This is a genomic window from Streptomyces sp. NPDC096046, from assembly GCF_040303285.1.
Lineage (GTDB): Bacteria > Actinomycetota > Actinomycetes > Streptomycetales > Streptomycetaceae > Streptomyces.
Genome location: NZ_JBEOSZ010000033.1, coordinates 67,966 through 86,407, shown reverse-complemented (window position 1 = coordinate 86,407; position 18,442 = coordinate 67,966). Strand labels below are relative to the sequence as shown.

At 72.5% G+C, this 18,442-nt stretch carries 17 protein-coding genes; 9 read left to right on the top strand and 8 right to left on the bottom strand.

Annotation, left to right across the window (positions count from 1 at the left end; all coding sequences use genetic code 11):
• Together ABTX62_RS25690 and pssA are read left to right on the top strand one after the other, a co-directional pair.
• The coding region (locus ABTX62_RS25690; protein WP_352118414.1) for a phosphatidylserine decarboxylase at positions 1–293 on the top strand (293 nt) is incomplete at its 5' end.
• A gap of 58 nt (positions 294–351) precedes the next feature.
• Positions 352–1,134: a CDP-diacylglycerol--serine O-phosphatidyltransferase gene (gene pssA, locus ABTX62_RS25685; protein ID WP_352118420.1), complete on the top strand. Its 783-nt coding sequence runs from the start codon at positions 352–354 to the stop codon at positions 1,132–1,134.
• A gap of 313 nt (positions 1,135–1,447) precedes the next feature.
• On the opposite strand, the gene ABTX62_RS25680 is transcribed toward pssA, so the two are convergent.
• Positions 1,448–2,566 carry a glycerate kinase gene (locus tag ABTX62_RS25680; RefSeq protein ID WP_352118419.1) on the bottom strand — a complete coding sequence of 373 codons (1,119 nt, stop codon included), beginning with the start codon at positions 2,564–2,566 and terminating at the stop codon, positions 1,448–1,450.
• A 205-nt stretch (positions 2,567–2,771) separates the two neighbouring features.
• Between ABTX62_RS25680 and ABTX62_RS25675 the strand changes: the two genes are divergently transcribed.
• The 3 genes from ABTX62_RS25675 (at position 2,772) to ABTX62_RS25665 (ending at position 5,212) form a co-directional block, all read left to right on the top strand.
• On the top strand, positions 2,772–3,842 hold the full coding sequence (locus ABTX62_RS25675) for an ADP-ribosylglycohydrolase family protein (protein ID WP_352118413.1): 1,071 nt from the start codon (positions 2,772–2,774) through the stop codon (positions 3,840–3,842).
• A gap of 42 nt (positions 3,843–3,884) precedes the next feature.
• Complete coding sequence (locus ABTX62_RS25670; protein WP_352118412.1) at positions 3,885–4,379, top strand: NUDIX domain-containing protein; 495 nt, start codon at positions 3,885–3,887, stop codon at positions 4,377–4,379.
• A 77-nt stretch (positions 4,380–4,456) separates the two neighbouring features.
• Positions 4,457–5,212: an SIR2 family NAD-dependent protein deacylase gene (locus ABTX62_RS25665; protein WP_352118411.1), complete on the top strand. Its 756-nt coding sequence runs from the start codon at positions 4,457–4,459 to the stop codon at positions 5,210–5,212.
• A 23-nt stretch (positions 5,213–5,235) separates the two neighbouring features.
• Here ABTX62_RS25665 and ABTX62_RS25660 read toward each other — a convergent pair whose 3' ends face one another.
• Both ABTX62_RS25660 and ABTX62_RS25655 read right to left on the bottom strand, forming a co-directional pair.
• Positions 5,236–5,718, bottom strand: a complete 483-nt coding sequence (locus ABTX62_RS25660; RefSeq protein ID WP_352118410.1) for a methylated-DNA--[protein]-cysteine S-methyltransferase — start codon at positions 5,716–5,718, stop codon at positions 5,236–5,238.
• Positions 5,719–5,727: 9 nt separating this feature from the next.
• Complete coding sequence (locus tag ABTX62_RS25655) at positions 5,728–7,197, bottom strand: AlkA N-terminal domain-containing protein (RefSeq protein WP_352118418.1); 1,470 nt, start codon at positions 7,195–7,197, stop codon at positions 5,728–5,730.
• A 143-nt stretch (positions 7,198–7,340) separates the two neighbouring features.
• Here ABTX62_RS25655 and ABTX62_RS25650 point away from each other — a divergent pair, with 143 nt between their 5' ends.
• Positions 7,341–7,703 carry an ArsR/SmtB family transcription factor gene (locus ABTX62_RS25650; protein WP_033309205.1) on the top strand — a complete coding sequence of 121 codons (363 nt, stop codon included), beginning with the start codon at positions 7,341–7,343 and terminating at the stop codon, positions 7,701–7,703.
• A 189-nt stretch (positions 7,704–7,892) separates the two neighbouring features.
• Here the strand turns inward: ABTX62_RS25650 and ABTX62_RS25645 are convergent, their stop codons facing one another.
• Positions 7,893–11,789, bottom strand: a complete 3,897-nt coding sequence (locus ABTX62_RS25645; protein WP_352118409.1) for a glycoside hydrolase family 2 TIM barrel-domain containing protein — start codon at positions 11,787–11,789, stop codon at positions 7,893–7,895.
• Between the two features lie 224 nt (positions 11,790–12,013).
• Positions 12,014–12,850 carry an alpha/beta fold hydrolase gene (locus ABTX62_RS25640; protein ID WP_352118408.1) on the bottom strand — a complete coding sequence of 279 codons (837 nt, stop codon included), beginning with the start codon at positions 12,848–12,850 and terminating at the stop codon, positions 12,014–12,016.
• Between the two features lie 150 nt (positions 12,851–13,000).
• Here ABTX62_RS25640 and ABTX62_RS25635 point away from each other — a divergent pair, with 150 nt between their 5' ends.
• A complete protein-coding gene (locus ABTX62_RS25635) occupies positions 13,001–15,046 on the top strand; it encodes a SpoIIE family protein phosphatase (protein WP_352118407.1) in 2,046 nt (681 codons plus the stop codon).
• An 11-nt stretch (positions 15,047–15,057) separates the two neighbouring features.
• On the opposite strand, the gene ABTX62_RS25630 is transcribed toward ABTX62_RS25635, so the two are convergent.
• Positions 15,058–15,474, bottom strand: a complete 417-nt coding sequence (locus ABTX62_RS25630) for a DUF7144 family membrane protein (RefSeq protein ID WP_352118406.1) — start codon at positions 15,472–15,474, stop codon at positions 15,058–15,060.
• A gap of 32 nt (positions 15,475–15,506) precedes the next feature.
• The gene (locus ABTX62_RS25625; RefSeq protein ID WP_352118405.1) at positions 15,507–15,977 is read right to left on the bottom strand and encodes an SHOCT domain-containing protein; all 471 of its coding nucleotides are present in this window, start codon (positions 15,975–15,977) and stop codon (positions 15,507–15,509) included.
• 179 nt (positions 15,978–16,156) lie between these two features.
• On the opposite strand from ABTX62_RS25625, the gene ABTX62_RS25620 reads away from it, so the two are divergent.
• Together ABTX62_RS25620 and ABTX62_RS25615 are read left to right on the top strand one after the other, a co-directional pair.
• On the top strand, positions 16,157–16,735 hold the full coding sequence (locus tag ABTX62_RS25620; RefSeq protein WP_352118404.1) for an ion channel: 579 nt from the start codon (positions 16,157–16,159) through the stop codon (positions 16,733–16,735).
• Between the two features lie 3 nt (positions 16,736–16,738).
• A complete protein-coding gene (locus ABTX62_RS25615; protein ID WP_352118403.1) occupies positions 16,739–18,148 on the top strand; it encodes a DUF2252 domain-containing protein in 1,410 nt (469 codons plus the stop codon).
• Positions 18,149–18,244: 96 nt separating this feature from the next.
• On the opposite strand, the gene ABTX62_RS25610 is transcribed toward ABTX62_RS25615, so the two are convergent.
• Positions 18,245–18,442 (bottom strand): hypothetical protein (locus tag ABTX62_RS25610; RefSeq protein WP_352118402.1); only part of this gene is annotated, 198 nt, incomplete at its 5' end.

Here is an 18,442-nt window from a genome sequence, read left to right as displayed (position 1 = left end):
ACATCCCCGGTGGCTTCGTTCCCGCCTTCAACAAGGAGAGCGAGAACAACGAGCGTGTCGTCTGGCACTTCGACACCGAGCTCGGCGACATCGAGATGATCCAGATCGCCGGCGCTGTCGCCCGCCGCATCGTTCCCTACCTGCCCCAGGGCACCAAGGTCGAGCAGGGCGAGCGGATCGGCCTGATCCGCTTCGGTTCGCGGGTCGACCTCTATCTGCCCGAGGGCGTGGAGGTCGCGGTCGAGGTGGGGCAGAAGACCGTGGCTGGGGTGACTCGCATTGACCGTGATTGATCCTGACACCAAGGCCGGCTGGGTCCCGGAGGCCGACGAGGTCGACGAAGAAGAGGAGATGCCGCTCTCTCTTCGCCTGTCGATAGCGGACACCCTGACGCTCGGCAACGCCACGTGCGGCTTCATGGCGGTGTACTTCACCACCACCGGCATCCTGATCCCGCACCTCACGGGCAGCCAGGAGACCGGCATGGCCCGCCACAGCGCGGCCACGGCGGTCATCCTCATGCTCTGCGCGGCGGTCTTCGACCTCTTCGACGGTCTGGTGGCGCGCAAGCTGCGCTCCTCCCCCATGGGCGCGGAGCTGGACAACCTCTCCGACCTGATCAGCTTCGGTCTGGCACCGGCGTACTTCGTGCTGGTCTACGGCATGGTGGCGGACGACGCGCACCAGCGGGTGGCCGCGGTCGGGGCGATCGTCGTCCTGCTGGCGGTGGTGCTGAGGCTCGCCCGGTTCTCGTGCGTCACGGTCAAGGACGGCACCTTCCAGGGCATGCCCTCGCCGTTCGGCGCCCTGACGGTCGTGTCCATCGTGCTGCTGGAGCTGCCCTTCGTGGCGACGCTGCTGGCGATTCTGGGGACGGCGTGGCTGATGGTGAGCCGCGTGGAATACCCCAAGCCGCGGGGCAGGCTCGCGGTGGCGATGCTGTCGTGGATCGTGCTGGGCATGGGCCTGATGGCGGCCTGGGCCTTCGACGCGCCGAGCGGACAGCTGCTCCTCCAGACGGGGTGCGCGCTGCAGCTGGTCATGGGGGCGGTGATCCCGCTGTTCGCGACGGCCCGGCGGGTGAACAACTTCCGCGGCAACCGACGGGAAGCGCGCGCGGCACAGCTGCCGTGACCTCGTTCCTCCGCTGACGGGTGTGGCCCGGGCCTTCGAAGGCCCGGGCCACACCCGTTTCGCGTGGAAGGGCATCCTCTTCTTGCCCTTGACCGGTCAACCACCTCTGGTGGAGACCCATGAGTGCTCCCCGCGCCCGAGGACGGACGATCCGTGCACCGCCCACCCGGCCCAGCAGCCGATCGACCCCGCCCGCTTCTCCGTACCGGACCTCTCCGCGGGCTCTCGACACGGGGTGCGCGGTCCTGGCGGTCAGCTCCCACACCAGCGAGTGGCCCGCGCCGGCGAGGCCGCATCCCCCTGTCGTCACGGCTCAGGTCAGGAAGTCCCGCGCGATCCGTTCCGCGACCCGCTCCAGGATCGGCCCCGCCTCGGCGATGCACTTCGCCACGTCCGGTTCCGCGTCCGTCAGGGGGTAGGCCCGGCGGATGCCGGCGCGGCCCAGGGTCTGGGGCGGCAGGGCGAGGCGGCCGCAGACGGCCACGACGTCCTTGTCCGCGGCACGGGCCGCCGCGGCGACGCCCGCCGGGGCCTTGCCGTGGAGGGTCTGCTCGTCGAGGGAGCCCTCGCCGGTGATGACCAGGTCGGCACGGTCCAGGGCGGGGGCGAAGCCCAGGACGTCGAGCATCACCTCGATGCCGGGGCGGAACCGGGCGCCCAGCAGCAGGGCGCCGTAGCCGATGCCGCCCGCCGCGCCCGCGCCGGGCGAGGCCGCGTATGCGGCGGCCCGCGGCCCGGCCGGTCCCTCCAGCACCTCGGCGAAGTGCGCGAGGGCGCTGTCCAGGGCCTTCACGTCGTCCGGAGAAGCGCCCTTCTGCGGGCCGTAGACCGCGGGTGCGCCCTTCGGGCCGGTCAGCGGATTGTCGACGTCGCTCGCGAGGACCAGCTCGACCTCGCCGAGGCGCGGGTCGAGTCCCGACAGGTCGGCGGTGGCCAGCTCGGCGAGTCCGCCGCCGCCCGGGGGCACCGGCTCCCCGTCGGCGTCCAGGAACCGGGCGCCCAGCGCGGACAGCATCCCGGAGCCGCCGTCGGTGGTGGCGCTGCCGCCGACCCCGAAGACGATCGTGCGGGCGCCCGCGTCCAGGGCGGCCCGCAGGAGCTCGCCGGAGCCGTAGGTGGACGCCGTGAGGGGGGCGAAGACCCCGGCGGGCAGCCGCTGCAACCCGCTCGCCTCGGCCATCTCCACGACCGCGGTGCCCTCGCGCAGCGCGAACGCCGCCGTCACCTCCTCGCCGAGGGGGCCGGCGACCCGTACCTCCCGGCGTTCGAACCCGGCCGCGACCGCCGCGGCCACGGTCCCGTCGCCACCGTCGGCCACGGGCAGCGCCTCGACCTCGAGGTCCGGCAGGACCCGGCGCAGCCCGGCCGTGATCCGCTCGGCGACCTCCACGGCCGTCAGCGACCCCTTGAACTTGTCCGCGGCGACGAGCACCCGCTGTGCCTTCCGGGTACCGCTCACTGCAGCGTCCGCCACTTGCACTCCCCTTGCTCCCCGGGCCCTCACGCACGTCAAGGCCAGTCGCGCCGCTGTGACCTTAACCGCAGGACGACCCGGACGTCAGCACGTGCCCATCTCCTGGACCTACGGCTCCCGCCCCGCAGACGGGTGGATCGCGCGAAACGGGTAGACCGTAACCATGGCCCTTGCGCACACCGAGACGGACCTGGCCGACCGCCTCCTCGGCGGCTGGACGGGCCGCATCGCGGGCAACATGCTCGGCAAACCCGTCGAACAGGGCGAGATCTGGTCGCGCGACCGCATCGACCGCTACCTCCGACGGGCCGCCGCCCTCCCCCTGACCGACTACCTGCCCGAGCCCACCGGCGACGAGGCGACCGCGCTGCGCCCCGAGTGGCGCCAGTGCGTGCGGGGCCGCATCCACGGCAGTTGCCGAGACGACGACGTCGACTACGCGATTCTCGGCCTCGACCTGCTGGAGACGCACGGTTTCGGCTTCAGCACCGAGCAGGTCGGCGACCTGTGGTTGCTGCGGCTGCCGTACCTGCAGACGTTCACCGCCGAACGAGCCGCCTACCGCAACCTCGCGGGCGGGCTGAAGCCGCCGCTGACCGCGACGTACGACAACCCGTACCAGGAGTGGATCGGCGCCCTCATCCGCGCCGACATCTTCGGCTGGACCTGCCCGGGCGACCCGCGCCGGGCCGCTTCGCTCGCCCGGCGGGACGCGGTGCTGTCGCACACCGGCAACGGGGTCTACGGGGCGATGTGGGCGGCGGCGCTGATCGCTGCGGCGTTCACGGCACCCACCGTGCGCCGGGCCGTCGACGAGGCCCTGGCCGTGATCCCGGCGAGCAGCCGCCTCGCCCGCACGGTGCGCCGGGTGGTCTCACTGCACGGCACCCGGCTGTCCTGGGAGGATACGCTCAGCACGGTCGCCGAGGAGACGGCCGGCATGGGCTGGATCCACACCGTGCCGAACGCGGCCGTCCTCACCGCCGGCCTGCTCCACGGCGACGGCGACTTCACCCGCACCATCACCCTGACCGTCCGGGGCGGCCTGGACACCGACTCCAACGGCGCGACCGCGGGGTCGGTGGCCGGTGTCTTCGGCGGGGCACGGGCCATCCCCGACCAGTGGAAGGCCCCGCTGGAGGACCGGGTGCGCAGCGCGGTGTTCGGCTTCGACGGGGTGCGGATCAGCGAACTGGCGGAGCGGACGCTGCGGCTGGCGCAACCGGCGGCCTGAGCGGCCGGGGACGAGGCGGGCCGCGGTGGTTACCCTGCACCGGTGACTTCCTCTCCTGATTACGCCGCCTACATCGCGTCCCTGCCCCGCGTCCTGGCCGGCGCCGCCGCGCTGTTCCGGGACGGCGAGGGCCGTGTCCTGCTGGTCGAGCCCAACTACCGGGAGGGCTGGGCACTGCCCGGCGGCACCGTCGAGTCCGACGACGGCGAGACCCCCCGGCAGGGCGCGCGGCGCGAGACGGCCGAGGAGATCGGCCTCGACCGTGAGCTCGGCCGACTGCTGGCGGTGGACTGGGTGCAGGGCTCGGGCCGTCCGCCCCTGGTGGCGTACCTCTACGACGGCGGGGTGCTGAGCGAGGACGAGCTGAAGGCGATCCGCCTCCAGGAGGAGGAGCTGCTGTCCTGGCGGCTGGTCGCGCGTGGGGAACTGGCCGAGTACCTGCCGGGCGCCCTCGGCGGGCGCGTCCTGGCCGCCCTCGACGCCCTGGCGGACGGCTCGGGGCCGGCGGAGCTGGAGAACGGCCGGCGGGTGTACTGACGGGCCCGGAGGCGCGCCCCGGCACGCCGTTCGATATCCGCTCGCCGCCGCACCGCGGCCCGCCTACCCTCGGTGCCATGGCCAAGCCCCTCGTCGCCCTGCTCACCGGTGCGGGTGTCAGCACCGACTCCGGGATTCCGGACTACCGCGGACCGAACGGGCTGTGGCGGCGGGATCCGGAGGCCGAGAAGCTCGTCACCTACGAGTACTACATGGGCGACCCGGAGATCCGCCGCCGGTCGTGGCGCATGCGGCTGGAGAACCACGCGCTGCGTCCCGAGCCCAACGCCGCGCACCGGGCGGTGGCGGAGCTGGAGCGGTCCGGGGTGCCGGTGCGAGTGATCACCCAGAACGTGGACGGGCTGCACCAGCTCGCCGGGATGCCCGACCGCAAGGTGCTCGAACTGCACGGCACGGCACGGCGTTTCGTCTGCACCGGCTGCCCTGCCCGCGGCCCGATGCAGGACGCGCTGGCCCGGGTCGAGGCCGGTGAGGAGGATCCGCCGTGCCGGGAGTGCGGCCGGATCCTGAAGCCGGCCACGGTCATGTTCGGCGAGCGGCTCGACCCCGTCGTCCTCGGCGAAGCGGCGGCCGTCAGCAAGGCCTGCCAGGTCTTCGTCGCGGTCGGCACCAGCCTCCAGGTCCAGCCCGCGGCGGGCCTCGCCGGTGTCGCCGCCGACCACGGCGCCCGCCTGATCGTCGTCAACGCCGAGCCGACCCCCTACGACGACCGTGCCGACGAGATCGTCCGCGATCCCATCGGCACGGCCCTGCCGGAGCTGCTGCGCCGTCTCACGGCCGGGGCGAGCCCCGCGGGCCCTCCAGGCATGTGAGCGGGGCTGCGCTGTTCCAGGGGTCAGAACAGCGCGGCTCCGCGTTCGAAGTCCAGCAGGCGCTGCTTGCGTTCCAGGCCTCCCCCGTATCCCGTGAGACCGCCGTTCGCGCCGATGACACGGTGGCAGGGGATGATGATGCCGATGGGGTTGCGGCCGTTGGCCAGGCCGACCGCGCGGGAGGCGTGGGGGGTGCCGAGGGTGTCGGCGAGCCGGCCGTAGGTGCGGGTCTCGCCGTAGGGGATGCGGCGCAGCCGGTCCCAGACGGCGCGCTGGAACGGGGTGCCGTGCAGGCGCAGCGGGACGGTGAACTCCTTGAGCTCGCCCGCGAAGTAGGCCTTGAGCTGTTCCTCGGACTCCGTGAACAGGGTGGGATCGCGGGGGCCGAAGGTCTCCTCCGGGGGGCGGTGGCGCTGGCCGGTCATGTAGAGGCCGCACAGGACGCCGTCGTCGGCGACGAGGGTGAGCGGGCCGTACGGGCTGTCGGTCACGGTGTGCTGCTTCATCGAAGGTCCCTATACCGGAAGGAAGTTGATCGGGTGGCTGTCGGTGGCCCAGAGGTACTGCACCGCGTAGGCCCGCCACGGCCGCCAGGCCGCGGCGCGGGCGGTGAGCGCGGCCGGGGTGGACGGCAGTCCCAGTTCGCGGGCGGCTCGGCGGATGCCGAGGTCGGTGGGGAGGAAGGCGTCGGGGTCGCCGAGGGCGCGCATGGCGATGACGTCCACCGTCCAGGGGCCGAAGCCGGGCAGGGCGAGGAGCTGGGCGCGGGTCTGCGGCCAGTCGCTCTCCACGCCGAGGTGGAGCTCGCCCTCGGCGAGGCCGCGGACCAGGGTGGTGAAGGTCGCCCGGCGGGTGCGCGGCATCGCGAGGGTCTCCGGGTCGAGCGCCGCGAGGGCCTCGGGGGCCGGGAAGAGGTGGGTGAGGCCGCCCTCGGGGTCCTCCACCGGTTCGCCGTGTGCCGTGACCAGGCGGGCCGCGTGGGTGCAGGCGGCGGCGGTGGAGACCTGCTGGCCGAGTACGGCCCGGACGGCGAACTCGGCCTCGTCGACGGTGCGTGGCACGCGCCGGCCGGGTGCCTTGTCGACCAGGGGCGCCAGTACCGGGTCCGTGCGGAGCTGGTCGTCGATGGCGACGGGGTCGGCGTCCAGGTCGAGCAGGCGGCGGCAGCGGCTGATGGCGACGGTCAGATCGCGTAGGTCGCTGAGGGTGAGGCGGCAGGCGATGTGGTCCGGGGTGGGCGTGAGGGCCACGATGCCGTGGCCGTACGGGAGACGCAGGGTGCGGCGGTAGGAGCCCTCGCGCCACTCCTCCACGCCGGGCACGGCCGTCGCCGCCAGATGGCCGAAGAGGTTGTCGGGATGGAGCGGGGCGCGGAACGGCAGCCGCAGCGCGAGCGCGCCGGGGGTGGTCGCCCCCTGCCGCTTCGGCGCGCGGGCGCGCAGCTCGGTCGGGGGCAGGGCGAAGACCTCGCGGACCGTGTCGTTGAAGGTGCGGATGGAGGCGAACCCGGCGGCGAAGGCGATCTGTGCCATGGGCAGGGCGGTCGTCTCGATGAGCAGCCGGGCCGTCCGGGCGCGCTGGGCGCGGGCGAGCGCGAGGGGGCCCGCGCCCAGTTCGGCGAGCAGTTGCCGCTCTATCTGCCGGCTGCTGTAGCCGAGCCGGCCGGCGAGGCCGGGCACGCCCTCGCGGTCCACGACGCCGTCGGCGATCAGCCGCATGGCCCGGGCGACGAGGTCGGCGCGCTGGTTCCACTCCGGTGAGCCGGGGCTGGTGTCGGGCCGACAGCGCTTGCAGGCCCGGAACCCGGCCTGCTGGCAGGCGGCCGCGCTCGGGTGGAAGACCATGTTCTCCGGCTTGGGCGGCACCACCGGACAGCTGGGACGGCAGTAGATGCCGGTGGTCAGGACGGCCGTGAAGAACCAGCCGTCGAACCGCGCGTCCTTGGAGCGGACGGCGCGTACGCAGCGCTCGGTGTCGGTGTGCATCCCCATCTGCATGGGTCCAGCATCCGGCACCGGGCGGCGCGGGGCTGGCGAGAATCCGACATGGACGTGTCCGTGCGGCACCGTCCCACCGGCACAGATGAAGATTCATTCATGTGTTCCTGCGGGGCCGGTACGATGACGTCATGGGTCATGGAGCCGTCACCCCCGTGCAGGACGCCGGCGAGCGCGTACGCCTGGACGCGGACAACGTCGCGAAGGTCGCCACCACGCTCCAGGCCCTGTCCACGCCCTCCCGGCTGCTGATCCTGGCGCGGCTGCGCGAAGGCCCGCTGCCGGCCACGGAGCTGGCCGCCGAGGTGGGCATGGAGCAGTCGGCCTGCTCGCACCAGTTGCGGCTGCTGCGCAACCTGGGCCTGGTCGTGGGTGAGCGGCGGGGCCGTTCGGTGGTCTACGCGCTGCACGACCACCATGTCGCCGAGCTGCTCGACCAGGCCGTCTACCACGTGGAGCATCTGCGTCTGGGGATCAGCGACGCCGCCGACTGAGGCGGCGTCGCCGGCCCACGGCGGGTTCTGGTGCCGCAGCAGGCAACGTTTGCCCCGTCGCGGCGCCCGGCACGCTCCCCCACCGCCGCACCGGCCGAAAGCCCAAGTACGTCCAGTACTTCCGGCCGGCCCGCCGAGAGCACGCACCGGACGCCGCTTCTCAAGGGGCAAACGTCGCCCGCCGCGGCACTAGCGGGTGGCCGTCGGCCGCCGTGAGGCCTCCATCGCCCGGTTCACCCGCGTCAGCGGGCGCAGCCGGTAGGTGTAGGCGTAGTCGCGGTCGGCGAGCAGCTTGAACTCCTCGTGCGTGTGCGCTCCCCAGCTGTTGTCGCCGCCCACGCCCATCTGGCGGTGGTTGACCCGCAGGACCACGGCGTCCCGGGGGGTGAGCTGGTAGTCGTGGCGGGCCCCGACGGACAGGTCCTCGGGGGTGAAGCGCGAGGCGTTGACCTCCAGCAGCGGCTCACCGGACACCAGGAGCCCCCGCCCCCTGCCGTCGGTCAGCGCGGCCCAGCGCACATCGGTCTTGTTGCCGTTCTCCTGGGGGCGCAGGTAGGGGGTCCACTGCCCGGAAACGGTCCCGGAGTACAGGCCCACGTCGGTGGCGTTGTTGCGGTCCCACATGTTCTCCTCGGGGCCCCGGCCGTAGTAGTGCAGCCGGTCCAGGCTCCGCGGCAGGAACAGCAGGGTGCCGACCTCCGGGATGTACGGCAGGTGCGCCGCGCCCGGGTGCAGGGTGTTGTCGACCTTGATCTCCCCGTTGCCGAAGACCGTGTACGTCGTGCTGTACGTGGACTCGGTTCCGGTGGGCAGTGTGCCGGTGACGGTGACCTCGACGGCCCGGTCGTCCAGGGGCCGCACCCGTACGTCGGCCACCTTCCGCTTCGCTCCGGCGTCGCGCCAGATCTGGTTGCGCGTGTGCTGCCCGTTGCCGCGGTCGTTGTCGGTGGGCGCCCGCCAGAAGTTCGGGACGGGGCCGGAGGTGATGAGCTGGATGCCGCCCGCTTCGTACGAGGTGATGGTGCCGGTGCCCTTGTCGACGGTGACGGTGAAGCCCCTGCCCCTCACGGTGACGCTCTTGTCCCCGTCGGTGTGGCCGAGGGCGGGCACGCCGCCCAGCGGTACGGGCTTCACGGCCGGGCTGCCCGCGTCGAGGGCGAGTTGCTGCTTGGCCACCTCGAAGCCCGCCTTCGCCCACTTGGTGGCTTCCCTGGTGGTGAAGGAGAGCTGCAGGAAGTACTCCGTGCCGGGCTCGGGCCTGGCGGGCAGCCGTACCGGAACCTTGATGTCCTTGCTGCTGAGCGGGGCGACGTTCAGCTGGTCGCGGGTCAGCCGGCCGCGCTGGACCACCTTGCCGTCGGCGACGAGGGCCCAACGGCCCTCGAACTCGCGCAGGTTGGTGAACAGGTACTCGTTGGTGAGGGTGACGGCGCCGGGACCGCCCGGGGCCGGGGCGGCGTTGACGGCCTGGTAGATCTGCTTGACCTCGGCGGACTTGCCGGTGAGGGCGCGGTCGGGCAGGACGATGCCGTCTGCGGCGAAGGCACCGTCGTTGGGGTTGTCGCCCCAGTCGCCGCCGTAGGCGTAGAAGGTCTTGTCGCGCGGGCGCTTCTCGGTGAAGCCGGCGGTGGCGGCGTCGAACCAGAAGCGCACGCCGTCGTCGTCCGGCTTCCGGGTGTCGGAGGCCAGTTCCGCCGCGCTCAGGGCGCGGGCGTACACCCGGGCCCGGCGGACGGTGCCGCTGAACTCCCGGGTCGGGTTGTCGACGTCGGTGGCGAGCGACAGGGACGCGGTGTTGTCTGCGGGGCGCCGGGTGGTGGTTCTGGTGCCGCGCACCTGACCGTCGACGTACAGGGTGAGCGTGCCCGCGTCCGCGTCGAAGACGCCGGCGATGTGGTGCTCCTCGCCGGTCCAGCCATCGGGCAGCGCCCAGCTCGCGGTGACCCACTGGCCGCCGCCGTGGATGAAGAACTCCAGGTTCCGGTCGGTCTGCTTGAGGGCGTACTGGGTGTCGCCCTTGGCGATGATCGGCTGGTGGAAGCCGGTCACGTGCGGGGTGATCCAGGCCTCCAGCGTGAGGGAGCCCGTGAGGTCGAGGCGGCTGTCGCGGGGGAAGACGGTGCCGCCGGAGATGCCCTTGGCACGGTCGAAGGTGCCGGCGGGCGCGATGATCTCGCCGCGCAGCGAGCCCGGGCCGGTCTCGGTCAGCAGTTTGCGGGTGGGGGTGGGCCAGCGCAGGGCCTGGTCGACGAAGTCCCAGATCCAGCCGCCCTGGAGGACGTCGTAGCGGCGGACGATGTCCCAGTACTTCTTGAAGTTGCCGCTGGAGTTCCCCATCGCGTGGGAGTACTCGATCATCACGTACGGGCGGGTGTCGCCGGTGTCCTTGGCGCGTTGCTCGACCCGCTGCGGGCTGTCGTACATCTCGGAGCGGATGTCGCTGATGCCCGGGCGGTCGTCGCCCTCGTACTGGATGACGCGGGTGGGATCGTAGGAGCGGATCCAGTCGTGCATGGCGTTGAAGGTGGTGCCGCCGCCCGCCTCGTTGCCGAGGGACCAGATGACCACCGAGGCGTGGTTCTTGTCGCGGTGGACCATGTTCTGGGCGCGGACCACGCACGCCTCGGTCCACTCGGGGTGGCCGCTGCCCGGGAACCTGTCACGGATGCCGTGCGTCTCCAGGTTGGTCTCGTCGACGAGGTACAGGCCGTACTCGTCCGCGAGTTCCAGCCACAGGGGGTGGTTGGGGTAGTGCGAGGTGCGGATGCTGTTGATGTTGAGCCGCTTGATGATCTCGATGTCCTGCACCATCTGCGCGCGGGTGAGCGCCGAGCCGGTGACGGGGTGCATCTCGTGCCGGTTGGTGCCGCGGAGGGAGACCGGCTTGCCGTTGATGCGCATCAGACCGTCCTTGAGCGCGAACTCACGGAAGCCGACCCGGTGCGAGAGGGTCTCGACGACCTTGCCGGACGGATCGCGCAGGCGCAGCACGGCGGTGTAGAGGTTCGGGTGCTCGGCCGACCACAGCTTGGGCGCGGGGACGGCTCTGGACGCCTCGACAGTGGCCTCGTCCCCGTCCGGGACGTCGACGGACCCGTTCAGCGGCCGCGACCAGACGGCGTGGCCGCGCGCGTCGTAGAGCTGGGTCTCGACGGTGTGGCGGCCGCCTCCCTCGCCGCCGTAGTCGCGCACGTGCGCGGTGACCTTGAGGTCGGCGGAGGTGTAGTCGTCGCCGAGCGGGGTGTCCAGGCGGAAGTCGCGCAGGTGCACGCTCGGCGTGGAGTAGAGGTGGACCGAGCGGAAGATGCCGCTCAGCCGGATCATGTCCTGGTCCTCCAGCCACTCCGCGTCGGAGTAGCGGTACACCTCGACGGCGATCTGGTTGGTGCCCGGCTTGAGGTGGGGCGTGATGTCGTACTCGGCGGAGGTGTAGGAGTCCTCGTGGTAGCCCACCAGTTCACCGTTGATCCACACGTAGTGCGCGGACTTGACGCCCTCGAAGTGCAGGAAGGTGCGCCGGCCCGTCCAGTCGCGGGGCACGGTGAACGTACGGCGGTACTGGCCGACGGGGTTGTAGCGGGTCGGGGCGGCCGGCGGCTGGGCGTTCTCACCGCCGCCGTTGGGGCCCCACCAGGGGTAGGTGATGTTGACGTAGATCGGGAAGTCGTAGCCGTGCAGCTGCCAGGCCGAGGGCACCGGGATGGTGTCCCAGCCGGAGTCGTCGACATCGGTGCGGTAGAAGTCGGTGTCCCGGTCGTCGGGTCGGTCCACGTAGGCGAACTTCCAGGTGCCGTCCAGGCTCTGGCGGTACGGCGAGCGCTCACGGTCGGCCTTGAGCGCCTGCCCGAGGTCCGCGTACGGCGTGAGGGTGGTGTGCGGCGGCTCGGTGCCGATCCGGTAGGTGGCCAGGCCGTCGTTCCACTCCGGCGGGCCGTCCGCCGCCGGGCGCCGCCCGGCCGCGTCCGCCGCGGCGGGCGACGCGGACAGGGCGAGCGCGCCGAGCACGGCGGCTCCTCCCTCCAGCAGTCGGCGGCGGCTGACGACCGGCCGGTCGGCGGGAGAGGGGTGCGGGTGCGGGTGCGGCATGACCGTTGGCCTTCCTCGGTTCGACAGGGTGCTGCACGGACTGAGGGCATGTCAGGTGCGGTCCCCAACGCCCCATCCGTGATGGGCGTTTCTGTTGGTACGCAGGCAACTGACGGTGACGGAGCAACTGCTGAGCAGGCACACCCTAGGACTCGAACACAACCGAAGCAATGACCCCGTCGGACTTTGTGCGGTCCTGATGGTTATCCGGGGTCAGGCGGCCGTCAGCCGGTCGCCGTGAGAAAGCCGAGCAACTCGCTCGTCAGCCGGGCGGGCGCGTCGAGCGGGACGAGGTGACCGGCCCGCGGGACGGGCACCAGCCGCGCCCCGGGGATCAGGGCGGCGAGTTCCTGCCCCTTGGCGAACGGGATCCAGGTGTCCTCGGTCCCCCAGCACACCGTGACGGGCAGCTCGATCGCCGGGTACAGCGGCTGGATCTCGTCGGTGTAGCGCTGGTCGGCCTGGGCGATCTGCCGGTAGAAGGCGGCCTGGCCCTCCTCCCCCGTCCAGGGCCCGACGAGCGCGTCGAGCATGGCGGGCCGCAGCCCGAGATGACTCGCGGAGGAGACGTACTCGCGCACCAGGGCTTCGTGCAGTGCCGCCGGGAGCTGCTCGAAAACCCGGCTGTGTTCCCCGACGAGCCGGAAGAAGGCAGATCCCCAGGGCTCCAGGGCCACCGGGTCGACCAGCGCGAGCCGCCGGTAGCGGGCCCCGTGCAACAGGTGGGCACGCAGTGCCACGCAGCCGCCGAAGTCGTGCGCGACGACCGCCGGCTCCTCCAGCCCCCAGTGGGCGAGCAGCTCGGTGAAGATCCGGCCCTGGGCGCCCAGGGAGACGTCCTGACCGGAGCGCATCGCCGAGGTGCCGTAACCGGCCATGTCCCACACGTGCACGCGGTGCCCGGCGGCGGCGAGGGCGGGGGCGATCTCATGCCACACGAACGACGAGAAGGGCGTCCCGTGCAGCAGCACGACCGGTTGGCCGCCGGGATCGCCGAACCGGTCCCAGCGCACGGTTCCCGACGCGGTGAGCAGGCTCTCCCGCAGTGTCCATTCCCCCACGAGGGCATTCCCTCCCCGCGGGCACCGACCCGCGATTTCTTGTCGTCTCGGCGCGACAGTGGCGCTTCCCCGACCGTAATGTGACCTCATCGGACAGCCCGCGCAACAGATCTTGGCGGTACCTTTGCCGCGCCGGAAGGAGCGGCCCGCATGAACGGGTATGCGACCTCGGACCGCGACGCCGTCACGGCCGCGCCCGGCGGGCTGCTGGATCTGCTGAAGGTCGCGGCCGTGGTCCTCGACGCGGGCGGGCACATCGCCCTGTGGAGCCCCGAGATCGAGCAGTTGCTCGGCTGGACCGCGCAGGAGGCGCTGCGCCGGCGCGCCGACACCTTCCTGGTGTCCCCGGAGAACAGGTCGCGGGGCCGGGAGCTGTTCGCCCAGGTGAGCACGGGCGCCCGGTGGGCCGGTGTCTTCCCGCTGCGGCACCGCGACGGCACGGAGCGCGCCGTGGAGTTCCGCACGATGCGCCTCCTCGACTCCGAGGGGCAGCCCCACCTGCTGGGACTCGCCACGGACGCGTCGACCGTACGGAAGGTGGAGCGCGACCTCGCCCTCTCGCACAGTCTCGTCAACCAGACCCCGCTCGGCATCGCCGTCTTCGACAACGAGCTGCGCTGGGTCGGGGTCAACCCCGCCCTGGAGCGGATCAACGGCGTGCCCGAGGAGGCCGTGCTGGGGCGCCGGATCGGCGAGGTGCTGCCCGACCTGGACGTGGGGACCATCGAGGCCCGGATGCGGCACGTCCTGGAGACCGGCAGGCCGCTGCTCGACCAGCAGACCGTCGGCCGGACGGCGGCGGACGTCCAGGACCGCGCCTACTCGGAGTCGTACCACCGCATCGAGGACACCGACGGCCGGGTGCTCGGGCTCGCCATGGCCGTGCTGGACGTCACCGAGCGCCAGCAGGCCGCCGCCGAGGTCGCTCAGGCGCGCCAGCACCTGTCGGTGATCGCCGACGCGGGCGTGAAGATCGGCACCACGCTGGACCTCCAGCAGACCGCCCGGGAGCTGGCCGACGCGGTCGTGCCGCAGCTCGCGGACCTGGCCGCCGTGGACGTCCTGGAGTCCGTCGTGGCCGGCGGCACCATCGTGCCCGTGTCGGGCGGCGCCCCGGCCGAGTTCCGTGCTCTGGCCGTCGCGGCCGGCTACCCCACCGACGCCATCCACGCCGCCGACCCGGTGGGCGAGCTGGCCACGTACGGGGCGTCGCGGATCATCACGCAGTGCGTCCGCGACGCCCGCCCGGTCCTGGTCGAGCACGTGGACGCCAAGATGCTGCGGCGTCTGGCCCGGGACGCGCGAGCCGCCCAGGCGCTGCACGAGGCCGGTGCCCACTCCTACCTGGCACTGCCGCTGATGGCCCGGGGCAAGGTGCTCGGCACACTGTCGCTGTACCGCACGGTCAACGAGCTCCCCTTCGACGACCACGACCAGGTGCTCGCCTCGGAGCTCGCCGCCCGCGCCGCGATCTGCGTCGACAACGCCCGTCTCTACGGCCGCGAACGCGGCACCGCCCTGACCCTGCAGCGCAGTCTGCTCCCCAGCACGCCGGCCGAGCGGGAGGGACTGGACATCGCCGCCCGCTACCGCCCGGCCCTCAGCGAGGTCGGCGGCGACTGGTACGACGTCCTGCCGCTGGGCCCGGGTCGCACCGGGCTGGTCGTCGGGGACGTCATGGGCAAGGGCGTCCAGGCGGCGGCGATCATGGGCCAGCTGAGCACGGCGACGCGGGCGCTGGCGCGGCTGGACCTGCCGCCGGCCGAGTTGCTGCGCCACCTCGACGACATCGCCGGCTCGCTGGGCGATGCCATCGCCACCTGTGTGTACGCGGTGTGCGACCTGCGACGCGGCACCTGCGCGCTGTCCAGCGCCGGGCATCTGCCCCCGGTGCTCGCCGGGCCGGACGGCAGCGCGGCGCTCCTCGACGTGCCGGGCGGTGTCCCGCTCGGGGTCGGCGGGGTGGATTTCGGCACGCTGGAGGTGGAACTCACCCCGGGCTCCCTGCTCGCCCTGTACACGGACGGGCTGGTCGAGAACCGCGCGGAGCCCATCGACACCGGCCTCGACACGCTGACACGGCTGCTGAGGAACGCCGGGCACAGCCTTCAGCGCGCGAGCGACAGTCTGCTCAGCGCGCTGAGTCCCGAACCGGACGACGACGTGGCTCTGCTGTTGGTCCGCACACGGGCCTGAGCTCCGACGGCTCAGGCGTCGCCCCTGCTTGGGGTGCACAGGGCCCAGATGATGAACGCGGCCATCGCGATCATGACCACGGACCAGACCGGGTAGGCCGGCAGGGAGAGGAAGTTCGCGATGATGACCAGTGCGGCGATGCCCACTCCGGTGACGCGCGCCCAGTCCGCTCCCTGGAACAGTCCCATGCTGACGAGCACGGCCACCACGCCCAGGCCGAGGTGGATCCAGCCCCAGCCGGTGAGATCGAACGCGAAGATGTAGTTGTCGGTCGAGACGAAGACCTCGTCCTCGGCGATCGCCGCGATGCCGCGGAAGACGGCCAGGATTCCGGCGATCATCAGCATGACGGCCGCGAAGACCATCAGGCCGGTGGCCAGACCCTGCTTCGCTGTCGTGCGCCCGTGCGTAGGGTGTGTGGCGGCCATCTGTTACCTCGCTTCTGCTGGGTCCGGCGCGGTCAGCGACCGGAGGTGGGGTTACCGGGAGTCGAGGCGCCCGATGCCGCGGAGCCGCTCAGTACCAGCTCCTTCGCCCTGCGGAACTCCTCGTCCGTGATGTCGCCGCGGGAGCGGATGTCGGACAGCCTGGCGAGTTCGTCGACGCTGCCGGGCCGGGAGTCGCCGCCCCGGACGGTCTCCCTGATGTAGCTGTCGAGGGCCTGCTGCTGAGCGCGGGCCCGGTCCGTCTCCCGGCGGCCCATGTTCCGGCCGCGGGCGAGGACGTAGAGGAACACGCCCAGGAAGGGCAGGACGACACAGAGGACCAGCCAGCCGGCCTTGGCCCCGCCGCCCAGGGAATCGTCGCGGAAGATGTCGAGGACCACCCGGAAGAGCAGGACGAACCACATGATCCAGAGGAAGAACCACAGCATCGACCAGAAGGCACTCAGCAGCGGAAAGTCGTACGCCAGGTAGGTCTGCGCGTCCATGTCGGTCCTCCGTCCCGGGGCAGGCCGGCCGACCGTCCCCATGGACCTCAGCCTGCCCGGGGCCGGGCCGGGCCCGCCTCACCCGTGGCGGGTGATCCGTGTGCGGCGTGAGGGCGCTGAGGTGGTGGGCATGGCCTCGTGGGGTTTCGGGGGCCAGACCGAGACCGAGGGACACGGCGATGGACGATGCGGCACGGACACCGCACCGGCGGCGGCCGGGGCGTCGGCGGCGCGCGGCGGTCTCGGCCCTCGTGCGGGCCGCGCTCATCGCGGCCGGGCTCGTCACCGTCTACTACGTGCTGCCCCTGGACGGACGCGGCACGGGAGGCGACTCGGTGCTGCTGGGGTGCGGTCTGCTGCTGGTGGTCGTGGTCTTCTGGTGGGAGGTGCGGGCCATCGTCGCCTCGCCCTACCCCCGGCTGAAGGCGGTCGAGGCGCTGAGCACGACGCTGGCGCTGTTCCTGCTGCTCTTCGCGGGCGCCTACTTCCTGCTGGAGCACTCCACCCCGGGCTCGTTCAGCGAGCCGCTGACCAAGACGGACTCCCTGTACTTCACGCTGACCACCTTCACCACCGTGGGCTACGGCGACATCGTGGCCCGTTCCCAGACCGGACGGACGCTGACGATGACGCAGATGGCGGGCGGGCTGCTGCTGGTGGGCGTGGCGGCACGGATCCTCACCGGCGCGGTGCAGGCGGGACTGCGCCGGCAGGGCCGGGAGCCCTCGGACGACTTCCCCTCACGGCCGGAGCGCTGAGCCATGACCGTACCGGGCCCCTTCGCGACCTTCGTGTCACCGGCCGAGCGAGCGGCCGCGGGCCGGCGCGCACGGCGGCGGGTCCCGCGCTCGGCCCACGCCGGGTTCGAGGCGGGGCCGGACCGGTTCGACCCGGTCGAGGTGGTGCAGCGCCAGTCGGCCACCCGTGTACCGGAGTTGGTGCCGATCCGCTACGGCCGCATGCTCGAGTCCCCGTTCCGCTTCTATCGCGGCGCGGCGGCGGTCATGGCGGCGGACCTCGGGGCCACCACGGACACCGGGCTGCGGGTGCAGCTGTGCGGGGACGCCCATCCGCTGAACTTCCGGCTGCTGGCTTCGCCGGAGCGCCATCTGGTCTTCGACATCAACGACTTCGACGAGACGCTGGCCGGCCCGTTCGAGTGGGACGTCAAACGGCTCGCGGCCGGGTTCGTGATCGCGGGCCGGGCCAACGGCTTCTCGGCGGCGGAGCAGCACAGCGCGGTGGAGGCGTGCGTCCGGGCCTACCGGCGCCGGATGCGGGAATTCGCCGGGATGCGCACCCTCGACATCTGGTACGCCCAGGACGACGCCGACCGGCTGCGGGAGCTGATGGCCGCGTCGCTGTCCAAGGAGGCCCGGCGCCGCACCGAGAAGGCCACGGCGAGCGCCCGGACACGCACCGGTTTGCAGGCTTATGCGAAGCTCACCCGGGCCACGGCCGAGGGGCGGCGGATCACTCCGAACCCACCGCTGATCACCCCCCTGCGGGACCTGGTGACCGACGCCTCGCCGCACGGCCAGGGGCAGGAACTGCGCGCCGTCCTGGAGGGCTACGCACGGACCCTGTCGTCGGAGCGTCGGCACCTGCTGCGCCACTACCGCCTGGTGGACATCGCCCGCAAGGTGGTCGGGGTCGGCAGTGTCGGCACCCGCTGCTGGATCGTGCTGCTGCTGGGCCGGGACGACGACGATCCCCTGCTGCTCCAGGCCAAGGAGGCACAGGAGTCCGTCCTCGCCGCCCACGGTGTCGGCGACCGCTGGGACAACCAGGGCCGGCGCGTGGTGGCCGGCCAGCGGCTGATCCAGACGACCAGCGACATCCTGCTGGGCTGGACCCACGCGGTGGGGCTGGACGGACAGGAGCGGGACTTCTACGTGCGGCAGTTGCGGGACTGGAAGGGCATCGCCCGGCCGGAGACCATGGACCCCGGCCTGCTCCGGCTGTTCGCGCAGTTGTGCGGGGCGAGCCTGGCACGCGCCCACGCCCGCTCCGGTGACCCCATCGCCATCGCGGCCTACCTGGGCGGCGGCGACCGCTTCGACCGGGCGTTGACCGTGTTCGCGCAGGCGTACGCCGATCAGAACGAGCGGGATCACCAAGCGCTCGGCGAGGCGGCCCGCTCAGGCCGGGTGCACGCCACGACGGAGTGAGCGTCCGGCCCTTCCGCGCGGCTGCCGGGTCGCTGCGGCAACCACGCCGGAGCACTGGGCCCCGCCCCGGGCAGGGCCCGGCCGTCAGGTGATCGATCACCACCAGGTGGCAATCACCGCCCCGTGGTCGATCACCACCAGGTGGCCGAGGGCCTCCCACCCGGGCAGGCCCATCGCCGCACCGGCCAGATGCCCGGCCACCCCGGACAGGGCGCCCCCGGCCCCACAACCACCCGCCATGCGGGCGATGCGCCCCTCCCATGGCCCGCCGCCCCCTGGTCGATCACCACCAGA